The 21,266-nt window shown below is 61.3% G+C and carries 20 protein-coding genes and 1 pseudogene; 7 read left to right on the forward strand and 14 right to left on the reverse strand.

All coding sequences use genetic code 11. From position 1 onward, the window contains the following. The first annotated feature begins 54 nt into the window (after positions 1-54). The 4 genes from fsa (at position 55) to ACR0IK_RS16685 (ending at position 3,327) form a co-directional block, all read left to right on the forward strand. Complete coding sequence (fsa, locus tag ACR0IK_RS16670) at positions 55-708, forward strand: fructose-6-phosphate aldolase (protein ID WP_480642334.1); 654 nt, start codon at positions 55-57, stop codon at positions 706-708. A 197-nt stretch (positions 709-905) separates the two neighbouring features. After that, complete coding sequence (locus tag ACR0IK_RS16675) at positions 906-1,613, forward strand: DUF484 family protein (protein WP_480593636.1); 708 nt, start codon at positions 906-908, stop codon at positions 1,611-1,613. Beyond that, the gene (locus ACR0IK_RS16680) at positions 1,610-2,530 is read left to right on the forward strand and encodes a tyrosine recombinase XerC (protein WP_480593639.1); all 921 of its coding nucleotides are present in this window, start codon (positions 1,610-1,612) and stop codon (positions 2,528-2,530) included. Before ACR0IK_RS16675 ends, ACR0IK_RS16680 begins: the two co-directional genes overlap by 4 nt. An 83-nt stretch (positions 2,531-2,613) precedes the next feature. Further along, positions 2,614-3,327: a CDP-alcohol phosphatidyltransferase family protein gene (locus tag ACR0IK_RS16685; protein WP_480593642.1), complete on the forward strand. Its 714-nt coding sequence runs from the start codon at positions 2,614-2,616 to the stop codon at positions 3,325-3,327. On the opposite strand, the gene ACR0IK_RS16690 is transcribed toward ACR0IK_RS16685, so the two are convergent. The 10 genes from ACR0IK_RS16690 to ACR0IK_RS16735 all read right to left on the reverse strand — a co-directional run bounded on the left by ACR0IK_RS16690 (position 3,312) and on the right by ACR0IK_RS16735 (position 15,737). Beyond that, the gene (locus tag ACR0IK_RS16690; protein WP_480642336.1) at positions 3,312-3,779 is read right to left on the reverse strand and encodes a hypothetical protein; all 468 of its coding nucleotides are present in this window, start codon (positions 3,777-3,779) and stop codon (positions 3,312-3,314) included. The genes ACR0IK_RS16685 and ACR0IK_RS16690 overlap by 16 nt on opposite strands. Positions 3,780-3,855: 76 nt before the next feature. After that, on the reverse strand, positions 3,856-4,311 hold the full coding sequence (locus ACR0IK_RS16695; protein ID WP_480642338.1) for a methylated-DNA--[protein]-cysteine S-methyltransferase: 456 nt from the start codon (positions 4,309-4,311) through the stop codon (positions 3,856-3,858). 71 nt (positions 4,312-4,382) lie between these two features. After that, the gene (gene ileS / locus ACR0IK_RS16700) at positions 4,383-7,295 is read right to left on the reverse strand and encodes an isoleucine--tRNA ligase (protein ID WP_480642340.1); all 2,913 of its coding nucleotides are present in this window, start codon (positions 7,293-7,295) and stop codon (positions 4,383-4,385) included. A 164-nt stretch (positions 7,296-7,459) separates the two neighbouring features. Continuing rightward, positions 7,460-10,153 carry a DUF2339 domain-containing protein gene (locus ACR0IK_RS16705; RefSeq protein ID WP_480642342.1) on the reverse strand — a complete coding sequence of 898 codons (2,694 nt, stop codon included), beginning with the start codon at positions 10,151-10,153 and terminating at the stop codon, positions 7,460-7,462. Positions 10,154-10,245: 92 nt separating this feature from the next. After that, the gene (locus ACR0IK_RS16710; protein WP_480593652.1) at positions 10,246-10,725 is read right to left on the reverse strand and encodes a DUF2269 family protein; all 480 of its coding nucleotides are present in this window, start codon (positions 10,723-10,725) and stop codon (positions 10,246-10,248) included. Continuing rightward, complete coding sequence (locus tag ACR0IK_RS16715; RefSeq protein ID WP_480642343.1) at positions 10,725-12,032, reverse strand: SDR family oxidoreductase; 1,308 nt, start codon at positions 12,030-12,032, stop codon at positions 10,725-10,727. The genes ACR0IK_RS16710 and ACR0IK_RS16715 overlap by 1 nt, the downstream gene beginning before the upstream one ends. Before the next feature lie 93 nt (positions 12,033-12,125). After that, positions 12,126-12,836 carry a VIT1/CCC1 transporter family protein gene (locus tag ACR0IK_RS16720; protein WP_480642345.1) on the reverse strand — a complete coding sequence of 237 codons (711 nt, stop codon included), beginning with the start codon at positions 12,834-12,836 and terminating at the stop codon, positions 12,126-12,128. A gap of 54 nt (positions 12,837-12,890) precedes the next feature. Continuing rightward, complete coding sequence (locus ACR0IK_RS16725; protein WP_480642347.1) at positions 12,891-13,880, reverse strand: YcjF family protein; 990 nt, start codon at positions 13,878-13,880, stop codon at positions 12,891-12,893. Next, positions 13,873-14,328, reverse strand: coding sequence for an N-acetyltransferase family protein (locus tag ACR0IK_RS16730; protein WP_480642349.1), 456 nt, complete (start codon positions 14,326-14,328; stop codon positions 13,873-13,875). Before ACR0IK_RS16730 ends, ACR0IK_RS16725 begins: the two co-directional genes overlap by 8 nt. Further along, the gene (locus ACR0IK_RS16735; RefSeq protein WP_480642441.1) at positions 14,325-15,737 is read right to left on the reverse strand and encodes a YcjX family GTP-binding protein; all 1,413 of its coding nucleotides are present in this window, start codon (positions 15,735-15,737) and stop codon (positions 14,325-14,327) included. Before ACR0IK_RS16735 ends, ACR0IK_RS16730 begins: the two co-directional genes overlap by 4 nt. 106 nt (positions 15,738-15,843) lie before the next feature. On the opposite strand from ACR0IK_RS16735, the gene truA reads away from it, so the two are divergent. Further along, positions 15,844-16,611: a tRNA pseudouridine(38-40) synthase TruA gene (truA, locus tag ACR0IK_RS16740; RefSeq protein ID WP_480642350.1), complete on the forward strand. Its 768-nt coding sequence runs from the start codon at positions 15,844-15,846 to the stop codon at positions 16,609-16,611. Here the strand turns inward: truA and ACR0IK_RS16745 are convergent. The 3 genes from ACR0IK_RS16745 to ACR0IK_RS16755 are packed head-to-tail and all read right to left on the reverse strand — an operon-like array spanning position 16,608 to position 19,055. Further along, the gene (locus ACR0IK_RS16745; protein WP_480642352.1) at positions 16,608-17,543 is read right to left on the reverse strand and encodes a nickel/cobalt transporter; all 936 of its coding nucleotides are present in this window, start codon (positions 17,541-17,543) and stop codon (positions 16,608-16,610) included. The two genes, truA and ACR0IK_RS16745, sit on opposite strands and share 4 nt — an antisense overlap. Further along, on the reverse strand, positions 17,528-18,220 hold the full coding sequence (locus ACR0IK_RS16750) for a DUF1007 family protein (protein ID WP_480642353.1): 693 nt from the start codon (positions 18,218-18,220) through the stop codon (positions 17,528-17,530). Before ACR0IK_RS16750 ends, ACR0IK_RS16745 begins: the two co-directional genes overlap by 16 nt. A 28-nt stretch (positions 18,221-18,248) precedes the next feature. Then, positions 18,249-19,055 carry a thioesterase family protein gene (locus ACR0IK_RS16755; RefSeq protein WP_480593666.1) on the reverse strand — a complete coding sequence of 269 codons (807 nt, stop codon included), beginning with the start codon at positions 19,053-19,055 and terminating at the stop codon, positions 18,249-18,251. A 138-nt stretch (positions 19,056-19,193) separates the two neighbouring features. Here ACR0IK_RS16755 and ACR0IK_RS16760 point away from each other — a divergent pair, with 138 nt between their 5' ends. Further along, entirely contained in the window at positions 19,194-20,129 is a 936-nt protein-coding gene (locus ACR0IK_RS16760; RefSeq protein WP_480593667.1) for a 2-hydroxyacid dehydrogenase, read from the forward strand. Between the two features lie 7 nt (positions 20,130-20,136). Here ACR0IK_RS16760 and ACR0IK_RS16765 read toward each other — a convergent pair whose 3' ends face one another. Beyond that, positions 20,137-20,493: a hypothetical protein gene (locus ACR0IK_RS16765; RefSeq protein ID WP_480593668.1), complete on the reverse strand. Its 357-nt coding sequence runs from the start codon at positions 20,491-20,493 to the stop codon at positions 20,137-20,139. Positions 20,494-20,597: 104 nt separating this feature from the next. On the opposite strand from ACR0IK_RS16765, the pseudogene allE reads away from it, so the two are divergent. Beyond that, positions 20,598-21,241: pseudogene (gene allE / locus ACR0IK_RS16770) on the forward strand ((S)-ureidoglycine aminohydrolase); the annotation flags it as partial. Positions 21,242-21,266 lie beyond the last annotated feature (25 nt).

The raw sequence follows: 21,266 nt of genomic DNA on the forward strand, positions 1-21,266 counted from the left end.
TCTTTGAGGTAAAGCCATCCGCGACCAAGGCCAACCCATCAAAGGACTGCCCTCATGAAATTCTTCGTAGACACAGCCGAGATCGAGGCAATCGCCGAACTGAACGATCTGGGCATGGTGGACGGTGTGACCACCAACCCGTCGCTGATCCTGAAATCGGGTCGCGACATTCTGGAAGTAACCAAAGAAATCTGTGATCTGGTCGATGGACCCGTCTCGGCCGAAGTCGTCGCGACCGAGGCTGACGACATGATCGCCGAAGGCCGCAAGCTGGCCAAGATCGCTCCGAATATCGCCGTCAAGGTTCCGCTGACCTGGGCCGGTCTGAAAGCCTGCAAGACGCTGACGGACGAAGGCCAGATGGTCAACGTGACGCTTTGCTTCTCGACCAACCAGGCGATTCTGGCAGCCAAGGCAGGTGCGACCTTCATCTCTCCCTTCATCGGCCGCCTGGACGACATCAACCTCGACGGCATGGACCTGATCGCCGATATCCGTCAGGTCTATGAGAACTACGGGTTCGAAACCGAAATCCTGGCCGCGTCGATCCGCACAGTGAACCACGTGACCGACAGCGCCCGTATCGGTGCGGACGTGATCACCGCCCCGCCCGCCGTGATCAAGAAACTGGCCGATCACCCGCTGACCGAAAAGGGCTTGGAAACCTTCCTGGCAGACTGGGCCAAAACCGGTCAGAAAATCCTCTGATCCCATGCGCGACCGCGCGGCGCCGTCAGGTGCCGCGCCCGGCCCAACTGCAAAACCTGATCCTTTGATCAGGGCCTTGCAGGCGGGAGCGTTTCCGACACACGCCCATACGAAATCCACTTTTGCCTGCAATTTTCCCAAGGCAAATGCCGCATTCCGTGTTATAAGCCGCTCAACAAAAAAAGACCGGACGGGACATGAGCAGTAACACCAAACTTAAGGACAATCTCCGCGCCGCGATTCTGGCAGAACCAGACGCCGTGCTGGACGACAAGGATCTGATGCAGGCGCTCGTGGCCGCCAATGAACAGGCGCGCGGTGACAATGTTATCGACCTGCGCGGCATCGCCATGCAACGGCTCGAGGCGCGGCTTGACCGGCTCGAAGACACGCACCGCTCGGTCATTGCGGCGGCGTATGAGAACCTCGCTGGCACCAATCAGGTGCATCGCGCCATCCTCCACCTGCTGGAACCCGTCGATTTCGAGGATTTCCTGGCCACACTTGGCAGTGAAATTGCCGATATCCTGCGGGTGGACCACATCACTCTGGTTCTGGAAACCACGGTCCGGCAGGAAGACCCCGCCATCGAAAAGCTGGGCGGTGTGCTGACCGTGGTCGAACCGGGTGCCGTTGATGCCTATCTCAGTCAGGACCGCGGCGGACCGGCACGGCAAGTTGTCCTGCGCCCGATTGCACATGCTGAACCCCGGGTGTTCGGCACCATGGCAGGTCGGCTTCGTTCCGAAGCCTGTCTGAGGCTGAATTTGGGTGAGGGCCGCCTGCCCGGCATGATCGTCATGGGCGCCAAAGACGCTAACCACTTCACTCCGCAACTGGGCACCGACTTGCTGTCCTTCTTCGCTGGCGTGTTCGAACGCTCGATGCGCCACTGGCTGTCGTGAGCCTGATCTCCCCAGCCTGCCGCGATGCGCTACAGCATTGGCTCGACAGTCTGGGGGCACTGGCCGGGCGGTCCGAGAATACACAGACCGCCTACCGAGGTGATGTCACCGATTTCCTGTCCTTCATGACGCTGCACCACAGCGAACGTCAGGGACTGGCCGCATTGGCCCGGATCACCGTGTCCGACATGCGGGCATGGATGGCGGATCAACGGGCCTCCGGCGTCGGCGCGCGGTCACTGGCGCGCAAACTCTCGGCCGTCAAAAGTTTCTACCGCTGGCTGTCCGAGCGCGAGGGGTTCGAACCGACGGCCGTGCTGTCGACCCGCGCGCCAAAATTCACCAAGAAACTGCCCCGCCCTCTGGCCGAAGATGCCGCCCGTGCCATGATCGAAACGGTCGAACTGCAATCGACCAACGATTGGGTCGCGGCCCGCGATGTGGCCGTGGTAACCCTGCTTTACGGCTGCGGGTTGCGTATCTCCGAGGCCCTGTCCCTGACCGGCGCCGACGTGCCCCTGCCCGAGTCTCTGCGGGTCGTCGGCAAAGGCGACAAAGAGCGGATCGTACCCGTCCTACCCGCCGCCCGCACAGCAGTGGATCGGTACCTGCAGCTATGCCCTCATCCGCAGGACAAGGACAAGGCCCTGTTCCGTGGTGTGCGGGGCGGGGCGTTGAACCCACGTGCCATTCAGGGCGTCATGGCCAAGGCGCGGATGCAGCTTGGCCTGCCTGCTACGGCCACACCGCACGCTTTGCGGCACAGCTTTGCCACCCACCTTCTGTCCGCCGGGGGCGATCTGCGCGCGATTCAGGAATTGCTGGGCCATGCATCGCTCTCAACCACCCAGACCTATACAGCCGTCGATACGGCCCGGTTGATGGAGGTCTATAATCGCGCCCACCCCAAGGCGTGATGTTCTCGCATCGTGACGTCAGCCATTCATCTTAGTTCGGCTTTTGGTTTGCATCTGGTGAACGCATCGGTCATGACACCCGCATGACCCTCAGATTCAAAGCGCTTTTTGTCCATCTATTCACCGCTACCGGAGCTGTTTTCGCGATGCTGGCCATGCTGGCCGCTGTCGAAGAGAAATGGAGCCTGATGTACCTGTGGCTGGTGGTCTCGTTCATCGTGGACGGTATCGATGGCCCTCTGGCCCGGCATTATCACGTCAAGAAAAACGCGCCCGAGTTTGATGGCGTATTGCTGGATCTGATTATCGACTACCTTACCTATGTGTTCATACCGGCTTATGCGCTGTTCAAATCCGGGCTGATGGATGGATGGACCGGTTGGTTCGCGATCATCGTCATCACCTTTGCTAGCGCCATGTATTTCGCCGATACGCGCATGAAAACAAAGGACAACTCCTTTTCCGGATTTCCCGGATGCTGGAACATGTTCGTGATCGTGATCTTCGCGCTCGAACCCAATTTCTGGGTCATCCTGCTGCTGGTATCACTGCTGTCCGTGGCGATGTTCCTGCCGCTGAAATTCATCCACCCCGTCCGCACGGAACGCTGGCGCGCTGTATCGCTGCCTATGGCCTTTGCCTGGACCTTCTTTGCCGGCTGGGCCGCCTGGGTCGATTTCCACCCCGAAAGCTGGGCGCATTGGGGTCTGGTGATCACCAGCCTCTATCTGGTGTCGGCGGGGATTGCGCAGCAGATCATACCGCAGCGCAAAAGCGCGGATTACAGGACCTCCTGAACCTCAAACTCGGTGCCGTTATGGGTAAAGACGTCACCCTCTTGCAGGCCGATCATGGCCAGATAGATCGGGCTTTGGGTTGAGATGCCCATATAGGTCTTGCCATCCACATCAAACCGAGTAGTTGAAACGCAAACCACAAAGCGACGGTTGTTGAACTTGACCACGGCCCCAGGCTGCACCGTATCAGTGATGCTGAAATCGGTGTTTTCGATCACGTCGATCTTGGCGTGATGGGCATGCACCGGGGCATCAAAAGCCGCCGCCAGATCCGCATTCTCACGTGAGGCGGCGATATCGTCCTTGTCATGCCCTTCCCGGTCATCCAACTGAGAATCCTTCAGGAAAGCGTCGTAATGGGCCTGAGCCGTCGCCAATTCTTGCTCTTCCAGCGACATCAGTCGGTCTATGATGGCCTTCTTACGGCCGGCCGGGTCAGTTGAGGCAGTCATGCAATGCGATCCTTTGAATTCTCTATCTGATACAAATTGAGCCTCAACCAGCCGGATTGCAATAGAATTCCGCTCGTCAGATCAGCAGGCCCGCCGCCCGTTCATGGCGCAGCAGGGCAACCTTGGTCTCAACCCCTCCGTCACCAGAAAAGCCGCCCAGTCCGTTGGCCGCCAGCACCCGGTGACAGGGGATGATGATCGGGATCGGGTTGGCTCCGCAGGCTTGCCCCACGGGCTGAGGGGGCTGCCCCAACTCTTTGGCGATGTCGCCGTAAGTGCGTGTCTCGCCCAAGGGGATAGCGAACATGAGGTCACAAACCTGCTGTTGAAATTTTGACCCAGCCACGCGGTAGGGCAAATCAAACCGCTCCAGTTGACCCTGATCATAAGCCGTCAACTGCGCGGCAGCTTCCTGCAACAAGGGCGTTTGGGATCCCTCGTTCCGACCATCCCACACAAGACGCGTGACGGCTCCGTCGGTTTCTTCGACCCCAAGGCAGCCAAACTGGGTTTCAACGGCAATCATCGGCATGATGGCAGCGTTTCAGATCGCCGCCCCCGCTGCAACGAAAAACCCCCGGCCGATGGCCAGGGGGTCTGATCTTAGCTCAGTGCTTCGTTGCAGCGTCCACAGACACCTGCGTGAGTGTGGCGACCAACATCGGGCAGGATCTTCCAGCAGCGCTGGCATTTCTCGCCTTCGGCCTTTTCGAACACCACCGCGACGCCCTCGATTTCCGGTACGCGGAAGGCTTCGGCGGGGGCTGGGTCGCCGGTAACGGTCAAGCCCGAGGTGATGCACATGTCATCCACGTCAAAGGTGGCAAGCAGATCGCGGGTTTCCTGATCCTCGACATGCACGATCGGCGCGGCCTCAAGGCTGGAACCTATTACCTTGTCCTGACGCTGGACCTCCAACGCAGCGGTCACGGCACGACGCACGCGGCGCACTTTTGCCATATAGGTTTCCAGCACCTCGTTGCGCCAGTCGGCGGGCGTTTCCGGGAAGTCCACCAAATGGACCGAGCTGTCATCGCCCGGAAAGCGCTCCAGCCAGACCTCTTCCATGGTGAAGACCAGAACCGGTGCCAACCAAGTGGTCAGGCGGTGGAACAGGATATCCAGCACGGTGCGGGCCGCGCGGCGGCGCAGGCTGTCACCGTCGCAATACAGTGCATCCTTGCGGACGTCGAAGTAGAAGGACGACAAATCGACCGTGGCAAAAGTGAACACGGCACTGAACACGCCCTGGAAGTCGAAGGACGCATAACCCTTGCGGACCTGCTCATCCAGATCGGCCAGACGGCTGAGCACCCAACGTTCCAGACGCGGCATTTCCTCGGGCGCGACGCGGTCGGCTTCGGTGAAGTCGGCCAGCGAGCCCAGCATGAACCGCATGGTGTTACGCAGGCGGCGGTAGCTGTCAGCGGTGCCTTTCAGGATTTCCGGCCCGATCCGCTGGTCGGCGGTATAGTCGGTCTGAGCCACCCACAGGCGCAGAATATCCGCGCCGTACTGTTTGACGACCTCTTCCGGCACGATGGTGTTGCCCAGCGATTTGGACATCTTGTTGCCTTTGGCATCCAGCGTGAATCCGTGTGTCACCACGTTGCGGTACGGCGCACGACCCTTGGTGCCGCAGGCCTGCAGCATGGACGAATGGAACCAACCGCGGTGCTGGTCGGTGCCCTCCATATAGACGTCGGCGATGCCATCCTCGGTCCCGTCCTCACGGTCGCGCAGAACGAAGGCATGGGTTGAACCGGAATCAAACCATACATCCAACACGTCGAACACCTGATCGTAGTCGTCGGGGTTGGCGATGCCGTCGAGGACCTTCCCTTTAAAGCCTTCAGTGTACCAGATATCCGCGCCGTCTTTCTCAAACGCCGCCTTGACGCGGACGTTGACCTCTTCGTTGCGCAGAAGGTAATCCGCGTCGGTCGGCAAAGCGCCCTTCTTGGTGAAGCAGGTCAGCGGCACACCCCAGGCGCGCTGGCGGGACAGGACCCAGTCCGGGCGCGCCTCGATCATGGAATACAGGCGGTTGCGACCGGTCTGCGGAGTCCATTTCACCAACTCGTCTATGGACCGCAGGGCGCGTTCGCGGATGGTGTCGCCCATCTCACCCATGCCATCGTCCAGTTTACGGTCAACCGATGCGAACCACTGCGGCGTGTTGCGATAGATGATCGGCGCTTTCGAGCGCCACGAATGCGGATAGCTGTGCTTGATCTTGCCACGCGCCAGCAGGCCACCAACCTCGACCAGCTTGTCGATGACGGCCTTGTTCGCGTCACCCTCACCGCCCTTGCGGGACAGGATGTACTTGCCGCCAAAGAACGGCAGATCGGCGCGGAACGAGCCATCGTCCATCACGTTATAGGTGATGACCTGTTCCAGCATGCCCAGATCGCGGTAAAGCTCGAATTCCTCCATACCGTGCGACGGCGCGCAGTGGACGAAGCCAGTGCCTTCGGTATCGGTCACGAACTCAGCCGCGCGAAAGTCGCGGATGTCGTCCCATTCGCCATTGCCGCCCTCGGCCCCGGCCAGCGGGTGGGTCAGTTGCACGCCCGCCAGCTCATCCGTGGTCACGTCACGGACGCGGGTCCACTGGTCATCGTTCAGGCGCGCTCGGCCCAGAACGTCGGCGGCCAGATTATCGGCCAGCAGGAATTTGTCTCCGACTTTAGCCCAGCATTCGTCAGGCGCTCCAGTGACTTCGTACAGGCCGTAAGAGATGTCCTTGCCAAAAACGACAGCCTTGTTCGAAGGCATCGTCCAAGGGGTGGTCGTCCAGATCACCACAAACGCGTCATCCAGATCGCCTGCATTCACGACCTTGAACTTCACCCAGATGGTGAAGCTTTCCTTGTCGTGATACTCGACCTCGGCCTCGGCCAGAGCGGTTTTTTCGATGGGCGACCACATCACGGGCTTTGAGCCCTGATAAAGCGTGCCGTTCATCAGGAACTTCATGAACTCGTCGGCGATCACGGCCTCGGCGTGATAGTCCATCGTGATGTAGGGATCGGCCCAGTTGCCTGTGATGCCCAGACGCTTGAACTCTTCACGCTGGATGTCGATCCAGCCTTCGGCGAACTTGCGGCATTCCTGACGGAAATCGACGACGTTCACCTCGTCCTTGTTCTTGCCCTTCTTGCGGTACTGCTCCTCGATCTTCCACTCGATCGGCAAACCGTGGCAGTCCCAGCCCGGAACATAACGCGCATCAAAGCCCATCATCTGATGGGACCGCACGATCATGTCCTTGATGGTCTTGTTCAGCGCGTGGCCGATATGCAGGTGACCGTTCGCGTACGGGGGGCCGTCATGCAGCGTAAAGGGCTGGCGGCCCACTTTTTCACGCAGGCGGTCATAGACGCCGATGGTCTCCCACCGCTCCAGCCATGCGGGCTCGCGCTTGGGCAGGCCGGCGCGCATGGGGAACTCGGTTTTGGGCAGGTTCAGCGTGTCTTTGTAATCAGGTGTCTGGATCGTGTCGGCGCACATTGGGGGCGTCCTTTGGATGATCTGGTCGTACTAGGATCGAAGCGGTCGGTGCGAAGTCTCAAACACCTTTGCCCGGCGTCTCAGAGGGTCAGAGCGCCGGGGATATAATTCGAATAATGATGGCCGTCCGGTCATACATGGCCGCGCTTATAGGACGCCCGCGCCTAATGGTCCAGAGGTTCCGCCCCTTGCGGCGAATGGCGCAGCTTGGCCCAGCGGTTGAGCCACGCCAGACCCGCCAGCGCAAGGCCCAGAGCCAGCAGCGAGAACACCCGGATCAGGCCGCCCAGCCCGGCAATGTCGATGAGGAACACCTTGGCCACGGCCAGCCCGATCACCCCCAGACCTGCCTTGCGCATCAGGTCGGATCGGCGCGCCAGCGACTGGTAGAACAGTGCTGCCCCGATCACCAGCAGGGCCATGGTATAGGTGTAAAGTTCGGGCTGGGTCACACCGTTGTCCTCATACATCCCGGCGGCACCCTGCCAGACGTGACGGATCATCAAGCCCAGCCAGACCGCCGCCAACACGCTGCTAAGCCCCCAACTGGCGCGCTTCAGCCACAGCGGTGTGGCATGGATGCGCCAAACCGAGAACCCGATGGCCAGCGCAGGCAACAGGTAAGCCACCGCCAATGTGTTCAGGACAGGCGGGCCCAGAACCGGCGGCGCGATTGTGCTGAGAAGCGGGTTCGCCTCAGCCAGCGCCTGTGCCAGCCGGAATAGGCCATGCCCGGCAAAGAACGCGGCCAAAAGATAGCGGGCATAGTTCAGCTTGCCGCCCAGTTCGAACCGCTGCACCTGTGCGAAGGCCAGCAGCAGCCAAATGAGCGCGAGCAGACCCAGCCCCCAATGACTGTTGTTGGCACCGCCTTCACCAAAGCTCTGCAGCCAGCGTTCCAGCAAAAGCGACAGCAGGATACCCCCAGTCGCCCAGGCAGCGCTCTCAAGGAGCAGCGATGCCACGGGGCGGGTCAGAGGACGGATCAACAGCCATCCGATCAGGAACCCGACGGTGGCTGCGCTGTAAACCAGCGCCATCTCGGCCACCGGCACTGAACTGGCCCAGACAAGACCCGGGTTCAGCACCAGTCGCACCGTGACCGTGAACACTCCGGCCCAAATGAACCAGCTCAACGGAGGCAGGGTGAACTTGCGATCCAGCGCGGCGGCCACAACAATCATCGCGACCAGAGCAATGGTCAGCGCCGCTGAACTGAGGACGATGACGCAGGCAAAGGTCAAACAGGACAGCGCCGAAAGCGTCGCCAGAGACGCGCGCATCCGTTGGTCGCCATCAATGCGCGCAAAGCGCTCGGCAAAGACAACCATCAGCACGCCCAATGCGATGCCATGCAGCGCCCACGGGTAGGCTCCGATGGTGTCTGCGGGATGCCAGCCGACCTCAAGCGCGATGGCCAGAGCGGGTGCAAAGACAGCAGCCGCACCGGCCCAGACCGCCGGGAATGTGGGCGCCTGCATCGAGCGCCACGCTGCGGTGACTGAAATCACCGCGCCCAGCATGATCAGGATTGTGACCACCCACGGGTAATCTGCCTCGGCGGTTTCGGCATAGGTTTCGGCGAACTGGCGCAGCACGATGCCGTCATCCCAGCCATGCACCAGAACGAACCAGATGAGGCCAAGCGCAGGCACCGCGATTGCGTCCTGCAAGGCCTCGGCCTGCCTGCCCCACAGCATCAGGCCAAGTGTCAACCCCGCCAGCAGCGCAACTCCCAACCAGAACTCAGCGGGGCTGTCGGCCCAGTGCACCGACAGAATGACGGAACTTACGGCAACTGCACCAAAACCCAACCGGGTTGGAAATTCGGGCCACGCGCCTCCCTTTTTGCGACGGATGATCTGGCTGATCATCACGCCGCCATGATCGGGCCGAACACGCCGAACGGGGATAGCAATCGCAATCACCGCCAGCGCCGTGACGCAGATCAGGTAGACAGGTTCCGTCAAGGGTGAGGACAACACCAGCAACAGGCAGGCCGAATACGCACCGAACAAGGTCAGAACCGAGATCCACGCCCAGCGCCGGACCGTGTCGATTCCCAGACCCAAAACGGCGATCACAAAGAAATAGGCATACAGCCAGCTGGGGTCCTTGGACGCGCCGCCAACGACGAAGGGGGCCGAAAAGGCTCCGATCAAACCAACGGCGGCCAGTAAGGGGCCGTGAAACCACCCCAAAACCAACCCCAACAGTGCGACAACAACCATCGCAGCCAGCGCGGCTTCGGGGCCGATCAGGTCATAGAGCTGCCTTGCGGCCAGAATGCCTCCGAACAGGGTGACCAGACCGGCGCCGGAGAAGACCGAGGGCAAATAGGCGGTGGCCGAGGATTCGTCATCGCCATACCTGCGGCGGATCACTTCGCCGGCAACGATCAGCGCCGCACCGAATATCAACGCGGCAATCACGCGGGCGGACGGCGGCAGCAACCCGTTATCAACGCCGTATTGAACCAGAAATATCCCCGCCAGCGCCAGCGACAGGGCCGACAACGCGTAAAACCAATTCTCCCGCAACCAGGTCGAGAGGGCAGCAAACCGATCCTCGCGAAACACAACGGCGGCAGGCGGGGACTGCTCGGCAGCGGGCCGAGGTGCTTGCGCCTTGGACCACGGCGCGGGCTTCGGCGGCTTGTCCGGTTTCTCGGTCGGTTTGCGCGGCTCGGGCCGGGCTGGCACAGCGCGCGCCCCGGGCACATCTCCGCCCAGCGCGCGGAGTTGCAGTTCAAGCTGTTCGACCCGGCGGCGCAGGCGCGTGTGACCGACAAGCAGAACAATAATGGCCACTGGTATGGCCAACACGATCAATCCGACAAGAACAAGCAGGGATTCCAATGGGCTCTCCGGGTGGTTTCAACGCCAAGCTACCCGAGGCTCGCAGCAGGCAACAGTCAGAAATCCCGGCAATTTACTCATAGGCCTGCGGGCTAAATCCACCCGATCGTCGGGCGCGCGATCATCAGCCAAAGGATGGTCAACACCGCCGCAAATGCCGGAAACCCGCAGGCGAACCAGATACGGAACAGACGGTGATAGACCTGCGGCAAGGGCACGGCGCTGTCAGCCGCCGCCTGCGCCAGCCCGCGCATTCGCACTTGTATCCAAACGACCGGCAGCCAGAACACCCCGGCCACCGCGTAAAGCATCAGCGAGGCCAGAACCCACCCTTCGGTCAGGGACCAGCCCAACCGCCATGCCAGCAGCCCCCCGGTTATGGGCTGGGCAATAACGGCCGTTGTCGTGAACAGCAGATCGGCCAGAACCACCACTCCGGCGGTCTGCGCGATGAACCGGGCATCACCCGAGCGGTGCGCGATCAGCATAAAAAAAGCGATCCCCGCACCGGTGCCCAGCAGGACGCAGGCTCCGATGATGTGCAGCCAACGCAGGATCAGGTCCGGGTCCATCAGCGGCTCTGCAACAGGGGCCAGGCAACAAGCGAGAGCGTCATCGCCGGCAGGATCTTGATCAATGGGCCGAGCGGGTCGAGCCAAAGGCCCGGCACCGCGAAACTTGCGGCCAGTAGGTAAACGAGGGCAACGGCAACCTGCGCCACACAGGCACGCGCCGCCAAAGGGCGCCACAGGATGGCAAGGCCCAGTGCGATATCGACGAAGGACCAGAACAGGACGCTGGCAACGGCCAAAGCCATGCCCCACCCGGCTTCGGTCAGAATGGCCGCTGCCTTAGGCAGACTGATCAAGCCAGTTAGGCCGGATAACAGCCAGAAGAGGCTCAGCACTGCAACGACCAGAGGCATCAGCAGCGACATCCGCGCAGTCAGACGGTGCTCACGCGAGCAGGTCAAGCCTGCATAGACCTGTGGTAAGCTGTCCAGTGTCCGCCCCGTGACCGCACGGTAGGGCTCTGGGTTACCAACCACACCCTCGGCCATCACTGTCATCGCGTTGCCGCGCAAGGGCGAGCGCCACCCCAAATGACCCAACCCGTCGGCACAGGTCGAGATCAGGCCGGTCATCACCTCTGGCACTACCACCGTGGCCCGCGCAGCCGGGAACCCCATCCATTTGCGGGTCTCTGCCAGCACTTGGGACAACGAGGCCGGAGTGTCCTCGACCAGATCATAGGTCCCCTCCGGCAAGTCCTGCGCCACGGCCTGCACAACGGCGCAGCACAGGTCCGGCATCCCGACACATTGAACGAGCGTGTCGGGATACGCGATTGGCTGCACCACAGGCACCGCCGTCAGCATCCGCAACAGCGCGGTGCCGCCAAAATCCGATTGCCCGATCACCAGCCCCGGTTTGAGTATCCACAACGCAGCGCCGCTTGCCCGCAGCGCCGCATCCCCGGCGGCCTTGGTGCGCATGAAGTCAGTGTCGGCATCGGGTTCGGCCCCGATGGCCGATATCTGGACCACGGCGATATTCCTTTGCGCGCAGGCCTGGCCCAAAGCTGAAATGGCGGTGTGGTGAACGGCTTCAAGATCATCTGCCGGACCATCCTGCAGTGCGCCGGCGCAGTTCACGACGCAATCAATGCCCTGCAAGTGCTTGTCCCAATCCTCGGGCCGCAAACAGGCCCGCAAGTCACCCAGTATCTGCGGAACGTCCCCAAGAACCTGAGCCCCCGATTTCTTGCTGCGTACAAAGGCCGACACACGCACGCCCTCAGCCCGCAGCGACCACGAGACCGCGGCGCCGATAAATCCGTAAGCCCCTAAAACCAGAACGTTTTTATTCGCAAGCTGCAATTGGCACTCAATCACTTGAACCTGTTTGCCGCAGCCTAACCGTTGGCCGAAGTTTGACCAGCCGTTTACGCTGCCCTGCGACAATCTTGGCCGTCACGGGTGAAACAGAGACCCGACAAGATACGCGATCAACGCCGCAGCCCCACCGATCACAAAGGTTTCGAACCCGGATCGCCACCAGGGCGCCAATGACCAGCGGCTCTTGAACGCTCCGATGGAAAAGAAAACGCCCATGGTCATGCAGGCCGAGATCGTAAAGGCTTGATCAAACCCAAGAAGGAACGGCAGCAGCGGCACCATGCCGGCAACGAGGAACGCGATGAAGGTCGCCATTGCCGCCTTGAACGGATGGGGATCAACGCTGCCCAGGCCGTATTCGCCCTCGACCATCAGGTTGATCCAGTTTTCGTGGTTGGCTGTGATCGCATCTGTCGCCTCGTCCAGAACGCGGCCCGACAGGCCCTTCTGCGCCAGAATCTCGCGCACCTCGCGGCGCTCACCGTCGGGGTAGAGGTCGATATGGCGCTCTTCGATGGCGCGGATACGGCGGATGTTGTCCAACTCGGCCTTTGTACCCGAGTAATTCCCGGCGGCCATGGAAAACCCATCCGCCAGCACGTTGGCCAGACCCAAGGCAACGATGATGAACGGTGACAGCCCAGCGCCAGCAACCCCGGCCACGATGGCAAAGGTGGTCACCGACCCGTCAATGCCGCCATAGACCACATCGCGCAGCACGCCCCGACCGGGTGGCGCATTGATCCGCGCGGCGATTTCTTGCTGGCTGTGTCCGTGATCGGTCATGGCTGGCTCCGGCTTTGTTATGCATGCCAGCGGGCCAAAGGGCTTTGCGACAGGTCAAGTTTTGGAAAACAACCCGCTGAGCGCACGCTTGATCATCCCGCGCGTTGAAGGTTTGTGCCGGTCGGAAAATGGCAGCGGTCGGCAGACCTCCATCGCGGCCACGCCAACCCGCGCGCTGAGTGCGCCGTTCACCAGCCCCTCGCCAAATCGGCGTGACAGTTTGCTGAGGACCGATCCGCCCAAAATAGGCTCCAGCAGATCGTCACCCACGGCCACGGCCCCGGTCGCCACCAGATGCACAAAGACAGTCCGCGTCAGACGCCAACTGCCCAGAAACCCTGCGCGGCCGCCATAGATCTCGGCCACCCGGCGGATCATCCGCAACGAAGCCGCAAGCGCCGTCACAACATCGGCCAACGCCAAGGGCACCAGTGCGGTCACAGTAGCAACCTGCCGGGCGGCGGCCTCGACCTCGCGGCTGGCGGCAGCATCCAGAGGGGCCAGCAACTCGTCTTCGGCCAGGGTCAGCAGGGTTGACGCGTCGAATTGCTCGCCCATCCGTTCGGCAAGACGATCGCGGCCCCATTGGGTTTCGTCGCGCCCTTTGTAGAACGCGATCAGGCGGTTGGTCACCGCGCGGGCCTGCGCCAGATCACCCTCGGCCAGTGCGACCTCGGCAGCGTGGCGCATTCCATCCACACGGGACAGCCGCCCAATAGCCGCCAGTTCCCGCACCGCGATGATCAAAGCAACCAGAACAAGCGCCCCGATCAACCCCGTCACGACCCAGCCCAAAATCGGCGCGCGTAGCAGCAGTGAATTGACGAAGTCCCAGGCGGCAACCGAGACCACGGCGCCGATCACCGCCAGCGCCAGCCCCCAGAACCACCGCGACAGGGCTGAGGGTTTCCGCGCCGCCAGCCGCGCCGCCGCCTGCATCGCCTGCCCTTGCGGTGGGGCAATATCGGGCACTGGCGGGGCCTGCGCCACATCAGCCGCGGGCTCTTCCGCATCCAGATCGATCAGTACCGGACCTCTAGGCATCTACCGCCCCTTCCCTGCGCCAGATATATTTGATGTCCGGCAGGTTTTCATCATTGTCCGCCCCATCACTGCGGGAAATCTCGACAAATCCGTTGTGTTCATAGAACCGCTGCGCACCAAGATTGGCCTGAAACGCATACAGGGACAGCTGTGCCCGGACGGATTTGGCGTGTTGCAGCAAACGCCGCCCAATTCCTTGCCCACGCGCTGCCGGTGTCAGGTACAGCGAGTGGATGTCATCCCCATTCAGCGCCAGAAATCCAAGGATTCCCCTCTCGGCCTCGGCCACAGTGACCCAGTCCTGGTCAATCATCCAGCCGCAAAAAGCGATCGTTTCGGCGCGGGAGTGCAGCTTGGGCATCCAGCCGTTTTCCCGCGAAAACCCGTGCAGTATCTCTCCGATGCTACCGGCATCCGTGCTGCGGGCGGGGCGGAGGGTCACTGTCACAGGCGGTCTCCGATCAGGAACTGCGCGGCGCGGTCCAACCGAATATGCGGAGGGCCGTCGCCGGGGCGCAGGGTCAGATGCGCGGGCGCAAAAGCCATGAATTCGAAATCCTCACCCAGCCAGCTTTCGGCCCCGTTGCGGGCCGGGCCCAGCAGATGCGCCGGGTCGTCGGGCAATTCGCCGGGATAAAAGGCCGCCTGTTTGCCGTCCAGCAAGGTGCCGCGTACGCATGGCAAGTCAGCCCCTTTGTGATTGCGGATTTCTTCGGTCGTCGCCCGCAGCGCCGCCAGTGACAGCGCCGCCGTTTCCGCCCCGGCAAAATTGGCACGGTCGCGGGCATCGCGGGTCAGAGCTTCCATGATGTGGGTCAGGCGGGGATGTTGCGTGTGGTGAAGGTGATCGGCCTTGGTGGCGGCAAACAAGATGCGCTCGACCCGTTTGCCCAACAGCAACTGGCTGAGCCATGCGTTGCGCCCCGGGCGGAAGGCCGCAAGGATCTCGGCCATTGCTCGGCGCATATCCTCGACCGCTTGTGGTCCTTTATGGATCGCACCCAGTGTGTCGACCAGAACCACCTGCCGGTCGATCCGAGCGAAATGATCCCGAAAGAACGGCTTTACGACCTGAGACTTATAGGCCTCGTACCGCCGCGCCATTTCGCGGTGCAAGCTGCGCCGGGGCGCGTGTCCCTCCACGTTCAGTGGCGCGAAGGTTAGCACCGGAGACCCTGCCAAATCGCCCGGCAACAGGAATCTCCCGGGTGTGCAATCATAGAACCCGGCATCGCGCGCAGCGCCGAGATAAGATGCGAATTCCTTGGCTAGGGCCTGCGCTTTGGGTTCTTCATGCGTTTCAGCCGGGTCGCTCGTGTTGACCAAATGAAGAAACGCGGCGGCCTCAGTGCGACCGGCGATACGGTCCAGCGTTTCCGCGGACCAGACCTCATAAGACTTGTCCAGCAGAGCCAAATCCAGCAGCCATTCTCCGGGATAGTCCACGATATCCAGATGGATGGTTCGCGGCCCCTGCAGGCCGGAAAGCAGCCCGGAAGGACGAGCCTTGAAGGACAGGCGCAGCTCGGACACGGCGCGGGTGCTGTCGGGCCAGTGCGGTTGTAGGCCGGTCAGGGCGGCCAGATGGTTTTCGTAGTCGAACCGTGGCACAGTATCGTCCGGCTGCGGCTGCAGGTAGACGGAATTGATGCGACCTTCCTGCTGCGCCACCAGACCGGGCATACGCCCCCGGTCCAGAAGGTTCGCAACCAAAGAGGTGATGAACACCGTCTTACCCGACCGGGCCAACCCGGTGACGCCCAGACGGATGACGGGTTCAAACAGAGTTTCAGACACACGGTCACCCACGGATTCCACACCGCGCACAAGACTGTCTGCCAGGGATGAGATGACCAAACTGTCGCCCCGCTTTTTCGTTTCGCTCAAGATAGGTAGAGGTCGCCGCACTTGCCAGAGCTTTCCCACCCTTGCCCCTTTTCTCGCGGCAGGTTACCAGCGGCCCATGCCCAGATACGCGCTGAAAGTCGAATACCAGGGGGAACCGTTTGCCGGGTGGCAGCGGCAAAAGGAATTGCCGTCCGTTCAGGGCGCAATCGAACAGGCATTGTCGCGCATTCAACCCGGAGAGCATACCATTGCCGCCGCCGGCCGCACCGATGCGGGCGTTCATGCGCTGGGTCAGGTGGCCCATTGCGATCTGGTCAAGGAGTGGGACCCGTTCCGCCTGTCCGAGGCGCTGAACTATCACCTCAAACCACAGCCTGTGGCCATCGTGAAGGCCGCGCGGGTGGACGATGACTGGCACGCCCGGTTTTCAGCGCTGGAGCGGCAATACCTGTTCCGCATCCTGATGCGCCGTGCCCCTGCAACCCATGACGCCGGACAGGTCTGGCAGATCAATCATCGGTTGGACGTCGACTCCATGCAGGCTGGGGCGGATACGTTGATCGGTCGGCATGATTTCACCACTTTCCGCTCCTCCATCTGTCAGGCCGCCAGCCCGGTCAAAACGCTGGATGAGTTGCGGGTCGAAAAGGTTCAGGGATTTTCCGGCCCCGAGGTGCATTTCCACGTCCGCGCACGGTCATTCCTGCACAATCAGGTGCGCAGCTTCGTGGGAACTCTGGAACGGGTCGGCGCAGGTGCGTGGACGCCCGAAGATGTACGCGCTGCGCTAGAGGCCACCGACCGTGCCGCATGTGGGCCTGTGTGCCCACCGCAGGGCCTTTATCTGGCGCGGGTTGAGTATCCGGAACCGGTATTCGACTAGATCGCGCGCATCAAAAGACCGCTGGCGATCACCACGATAGTCAGTCCCGCCACCAGTTCGATGGTCGGGGCCAACACCGAAGCAAACCGTGTGGCCGAGACTGAAGCCAACAACCCTCCGCGCAGGCCAAACGAGGTCCAACCAACCAGAGTTGTCACCGTTGCCGTGCCCAAAGCCATCGCAAACGCGCCTGCGATGCCGATCATTGCGATGCCCATTTGCCATGTCAGGATCAACACGAACAATGCGCCCGTGCAGGGCCGCGCGGCAATGCCTGCGATCAGCAGCGTGGCTTCGCGAAGGCTGCCAACCTGAGCAACTTCCTCGGCCGTCGGGCCGTGTCGGTGGCCGCAATCGGAACAGACGCCATCATTGTGATCATGGTGATCGTGTTCATGATGGTGGTGATCATGGTGCTGACGCGCTGTTTCGGTCCGATGGCGCCGTGCAAAGCTGCGAATGGAACGGGTCACCAACCAAAGGCCGATCGCGGCAATAGCGGCATAACTGATCGGAGCCATGACTTGCTCGGTTGTGCCCACAAGACTTTCGCGCGACATCTGAAAAATCAGGACACCCGCATAAACCAGCACAACAGCCGTCACCGCCTGCCCCAGACTTGACAGCACGCTGATCGCGGACAGGCGCCAGAAGGCGACGCGACGGCCCAGCCCGTAGCCTCCGATCAGCACCTTACCGTGGCCGGGGCCGATGGCGTGAAAGAAGCCATAGGCGAAACAGACTGTTAGCAGTGTTGCGACCGCTTCGGGCTGCTCGGTTCGAACCGCGCGCAAAGCCCGCGCGATCTGATTCTGAAATTCGCGCTGCTCACCTGCAGCCCAGGCGGCAAGGCTGTCAAATCCGCCACTTCCCCAGAACCACAGCAGCAAAGCAATAGTGATGGCAACCGTAAAAATCAGGTATTTGGACATGAAATGAAAATCTCGGACGCAAAGCTCTCCCCGACCATCGGGATATCGTTTTCCTCAAGATCATAATCGGCGTCAAGCGTCAGCAGGAATGCCTGCATCTGCGCCAATTGCCCATCAATATCGGGATCAATCCGATCAATCTGGCAGGATGCGGGCCCTGTCACTGTAACGGGGCGCGTCACGTCGTATGCGATGTAGAATGTCTCATCATATGCTTTCGCCGTCAGCGAAGATGCAGACACCGCGCCGCCCTCAACCGCACGCAAATGGCTTGTTACAATACGCCCGTCCTCAGTTGTGGCTGTAGGCTCCAACGGCCCGGACAAAGCCACCGGAGCGCCATCGGCGAAAACAACCAGATCACCGTTGTACCCTTCAATCCAATGCGCGTCGAAACCCGACAGGACCTGTTCTTCGCCTGCGGTCAAGACGCCATCGAAGTCGTGATCCAGTTTCAACTGTTCAAGTTGGTAAAGCGAGTATAGCTCGTCATAGGCCCAGGTCACGCGCACATGCGTCAACTGGCCGGAGTCGTCCACGATGAACTCAAGCCCGGTGTCGATGTAGACATGCGGGTGCGCCATGGCCGAAATCGGCAGGCAACAGGTCAAAAGGGTCACGATACAGCGCATGGGCGAAAGATAGGGGTTCGATCCACGCCCGGCAACGCGTTTCACAGATGACGTGCATAAATCGGCCAAAAGATCAGGCCGGCGGAAACAGGACCAGCGTTTGCAAGGCCGTTCCCACTGGCCCTTCGGTGTCATAGAGCACCGATTGAGACATCCCGATCCCCGAAGGTTGCCAGTGGCACAACGACTCCGAAGCCAACCAATCCGAAACGGGTTCTCGATGGATCTGAACTGTCAGATCAGTATTCATAAACCCCATCTCGGTTGTCGGCGCGTTCCACGAGATACCATTGCCGCAATCGGCCAGCGGGCACAGCGCCTGTATCGGCGATGGAGCCTCTCCCTCCAACAGGGCTGGTACACGCATCCAGACGGTCTTGGGCCCGGCTCCCTGATTGCCGTCCTTCGGATACAACACATCAGAGTGATTGGCGAAGCCGGGCAGATCATGGCGGACCTCGCCGATCGGGAACGGACCGGTCACCGCGTCTTCCAACCGGGGTGGAGCTATCGTCACATTCGGAACCGGTCCCAGATCGCGTCGCGCCAGATGCATGGTCGTCGCGGTGGCGCAGAGCCTGTCATCCAGATCATGCACTGTGACCCGCGTGGTCGCCAGCGTCTTGGTATGGCGGGTGGTTTCCGCCGCCACACGCAGCCCCGCCAAAGGTTGCGGCCGCAGCAGGTCGACGGTCAGACGGGTCAGCATCTTCTCGGGGCCAACCTCGGTTTCTGCCGCCCGCACGATCAGGCCGCTGACCGGCCCTGCGTGGCAGTGATCGGCAGACCACGGTCCGCGCGCCGGATCACAGCCCACAAATGCACCGTCATCGCGCAGATGAAAATATGCCTGTCGGCTTAGCTCTGATGTCCCGCTCATGGGCTACCTCAAGTGTTTTTCTGTTCACCCGACGAAAAGACCGGGCTTTACCTTGGGCCGGAGAATGACTTAGCTGCGGGGAAAATGTCCAGTTCCGCGGCGGGACATAACGCAAATTGAAGCAGTGGGAGGTGCGGCATGGCGTTGTTGATCGAAACCGGGTTGTCTGACTGGATCAGCGACAGCGATATTGCTCGCGATATCAAGCGGCTGCATCCCGACGCGGATGTGCGGACGCCGGACAGCCTTGGAGATCCTGCCGACATCACCATGATCGCCGTCGTCGGGTTGAGCGACGACCACCCCAAACGCCTGCCGAACCTTAAACTGGTGCAAAAGCTGGGCGCCGGGGTCGAGACCATCGTCAGCAATCCCAACCTTCCCCAGCATGTGCGCGTCGCTCGGCTGAAACCGGACGCCCCCGCGCAGGGCATCGCCGAATGGTTCGTGGCTTACATTTTGCGCCATCAACGCCACATGGGCTTTCACGAGGCTGCCCAGCGCCGCGCGGAATGGCTGCCCAGGGCGCCGCTTTATTCCCCCGATACTGTGGTGGGTGTTCTGGGCCTGGGCCATATCGGCGCGCGCAGCGCCAAGATGCTGCGGGCGGTCGGGTTTCAAGTCATGGGCTGGAGCCGTTCCCCCAAACAGATCGACGGCGTGACGTGCCTGCATGGCGATGATGCGCTGCCCGATTTGCTGGGCCAGTGCGATCATGTCTGCGCGATCCTGCCCTCGACCCCTCAGACCGTCAGGCTGTTCGATGCCGGGATGCTGGCCGCGATGAAACCGGGCAGCCAGTTACTGAATGCCGGTCGGGGTGATCTGATCGACGAAACTGCGCTGATCGCAGCGCTGGACAACGGCACCCCCGGCCATGCGGTTCTGGATGTGACCTCAAATGAACCGCTGCCCTCGGACAGCCCTCTCTGGGCGCATCGGGGCGTCACCATCACACCGCATGTGTCAGGCTGGCACCTGGGCGAGGCACTGTCAGATGTAGGCGAGAACTTTCAGCGGCTGGCCGCGGGAAAACCCCTGCTGCACGAGGTTGACAGGGCGCGCGGCTACTAAACCTTAATCAGGGTGTCAGGATCCAGTTGCCACCCGCATCGCGGCAGCGACGGGTCCGGACCTCTCGGGTCTGATCAGATCCTTCGGGCTGAATAAAGTGCTGCAGATGAACGCAGTTGTCCCGCACATCGCGGACACGGATTGTGCCCTTGGACCCAGACGCGTCATTCACCCAGGTGCTTTCTTCACCGACCTGGGGTGTCCCGTCCGCAAGCATCGCATCTGCAGTCAAGTTCACGACTTCGAAGTCTGCAGGCGTCAGCCCCATTTCGGCAATAATTCGTGAAATCGGCTTAGCATGGACGACCGCCGCCGCTCCAAGAACAATAACCGCCGCCAGTGTAGAAGAAATCCAGGCTTTCATGATCGCCTCGCCTTGCTGAAAAAGATTTGCATTCAAGATTATACCGCCAGCGAACCGGGGCCAAGCCCCCGTTAGGCGACCTTCAAAGTACTCCGAACAAACTTTCGCGACCCTGGTTACCGTTCCGCCCCCACAGCGGGTTTTCCGAGACCTTCTCGAAATAGATCATGGAAATGCAGCCCGGCGGCGATAGCGACCGCCCCGAAGCCGACCCGCAGGCACAAGGCTTACTGTTCGTGGTGGAAGGTGAAATGACGCTGACACTGCGCGGCGAGGTGCAACAGCTGGACATATGCGGATACGCATGTATTCCGGCCGACTCTGTATGGCACCTGCACAACAGCACCAAAGCAACCGCCCGTTTCCACTTGGTCCGCATAACCTATGAAACCGTCCACTGCCTGCCCGCCCCGATCCGATCATCACCAATGAACGCGACGTGACCCATGTTGAGGTACCTGGCACCGAGGGCCGCTGGTCCACCGCCCGCTTCGCCGACTCACGGGACCTGCGCCACGACATGCATGTGGATACCGTCAATTTCGAATCCGGTGGCGTGTTCCCTTTTGCCAATACACACGTGATGGAACATGGTTTTTATGTGCTTGAAGGCAAAGCGGTCCGCCGGCTCAATCAGGATTGGATCGAAGTCGAAGCCGACGACTACATGTGGCTGCACGCCTTCTGCCCGCAGGCGTGATATGCGGGCGGGCCGGGGCGATTCCGCTATCTGCTCTACAAGGATTAGAAACGCCATATACCGCTGTCGTTGC

Source organism: Ruegeria sp. BF7 (assembly GCF_056538605.1).

Excerpts from the sequence above, each read along its gene's own strand:
- truA (WP_480642350.1), top strand. The coding sequence starts at position 15,844 with ATGCCCAGATACGCGCTGAAAGTCGAATACCAGGGGGAACCGTTTGCC.
- ACR0IK_RS16720 (WP_480642345.1), bottom strand. The coding sequence starts at position 12,836 with ATGACCGATCACGGACACAGCCAGCAAGAAATCGCCGCGCGGATCAAT.
- ACR0IK_RS16695 (WP_480642338.1), bottom strand. The coding sequence starts at position 4,311 with ATGCCGATGATTGCCGTTGAAACCCAGTTTGGCTGCCTTGGGGTCGAA.
- ileS (WP_480642340.1), bottom strand. The coding sequence starts at position 7,295 with ATGTGCGCCGACACGATCCAGACACCTGATTACAAAGACACGCTGAAC.
- ACR0IK_RS16760 (WP_480593667.1), top strand. The coding sequence starts at position 19,194 with ATGGCGTTGTTGATCGAAACCGGGTTGTCTGACTGGATCAGCGACAGC.
- ACR0IK_RS16710 (WP_480593652.1), bottom strand. The coding sequence starts at position 10,725 with ATGGACCCGGACCTGATCCTGCGTTGGCTGCACATCATCGGAGCCTGC.
- ACR0IK_RS16745 (WP_480642352.1), bottom strand. The coding sequence starts at position 17,543 with ATGTCCAAATACCTGATTTTTACGGTTGCCATCACTATTGCTTTGCTG.
- ACR0IK_RS16685 (WP_480593642.1), top strand. The coding sequence starts at position 2,614 with ATGACCCTCAGATTCAAAGCGCTTTTTGTCCATCTATTCACCGCTACC.
- ACR0IK_RS16675 (WP_480593636.1), top strand. The coding sequence starts at position 906 with ATGAGCAGTAACACCAAACTTAAGGACAATCTCCGCGCCGCGATTCTG.
- ACR0IK_RS16690 (WP_480642336.1), bottom strand. The coding sequence starts at position 3,779 with ATGACTGCCTCAACTGACCCGGCCGGCCGTAAGAAGGCCATCATAGAC.
- ACR0IK_RS16725 (WP_480642347.1), bottom strand. The coding sequence starts at position 13,880 with ATGCCTAGAGGTCCGGTACTGATCGATCTGGATGCGGAAGAGCCCGCG.
- fsa (WP_480642334.1), top strand. The coding sequence starts at position 55 with ATGAAATTCTTCGTAGACACAGCCGAGATCGAGGCAATCGCCGAACTG.
- ACR0IK_RS16755 (WP_480593666.1), bottom strand. The coding sequence starts at position 19,055 with ATGAGCGGGACATCAGAGCTAAGCCGACAGGCATATTTTCATCTGCGC.
- ACR0IK_RS16765 (WP_480593668.1), bottom strand. The coding sequence starts at position 20,493 with ATGAAAGCCTGGATTTCTTCTACACTGGCGGCGGTTATTGTTCTTGGA.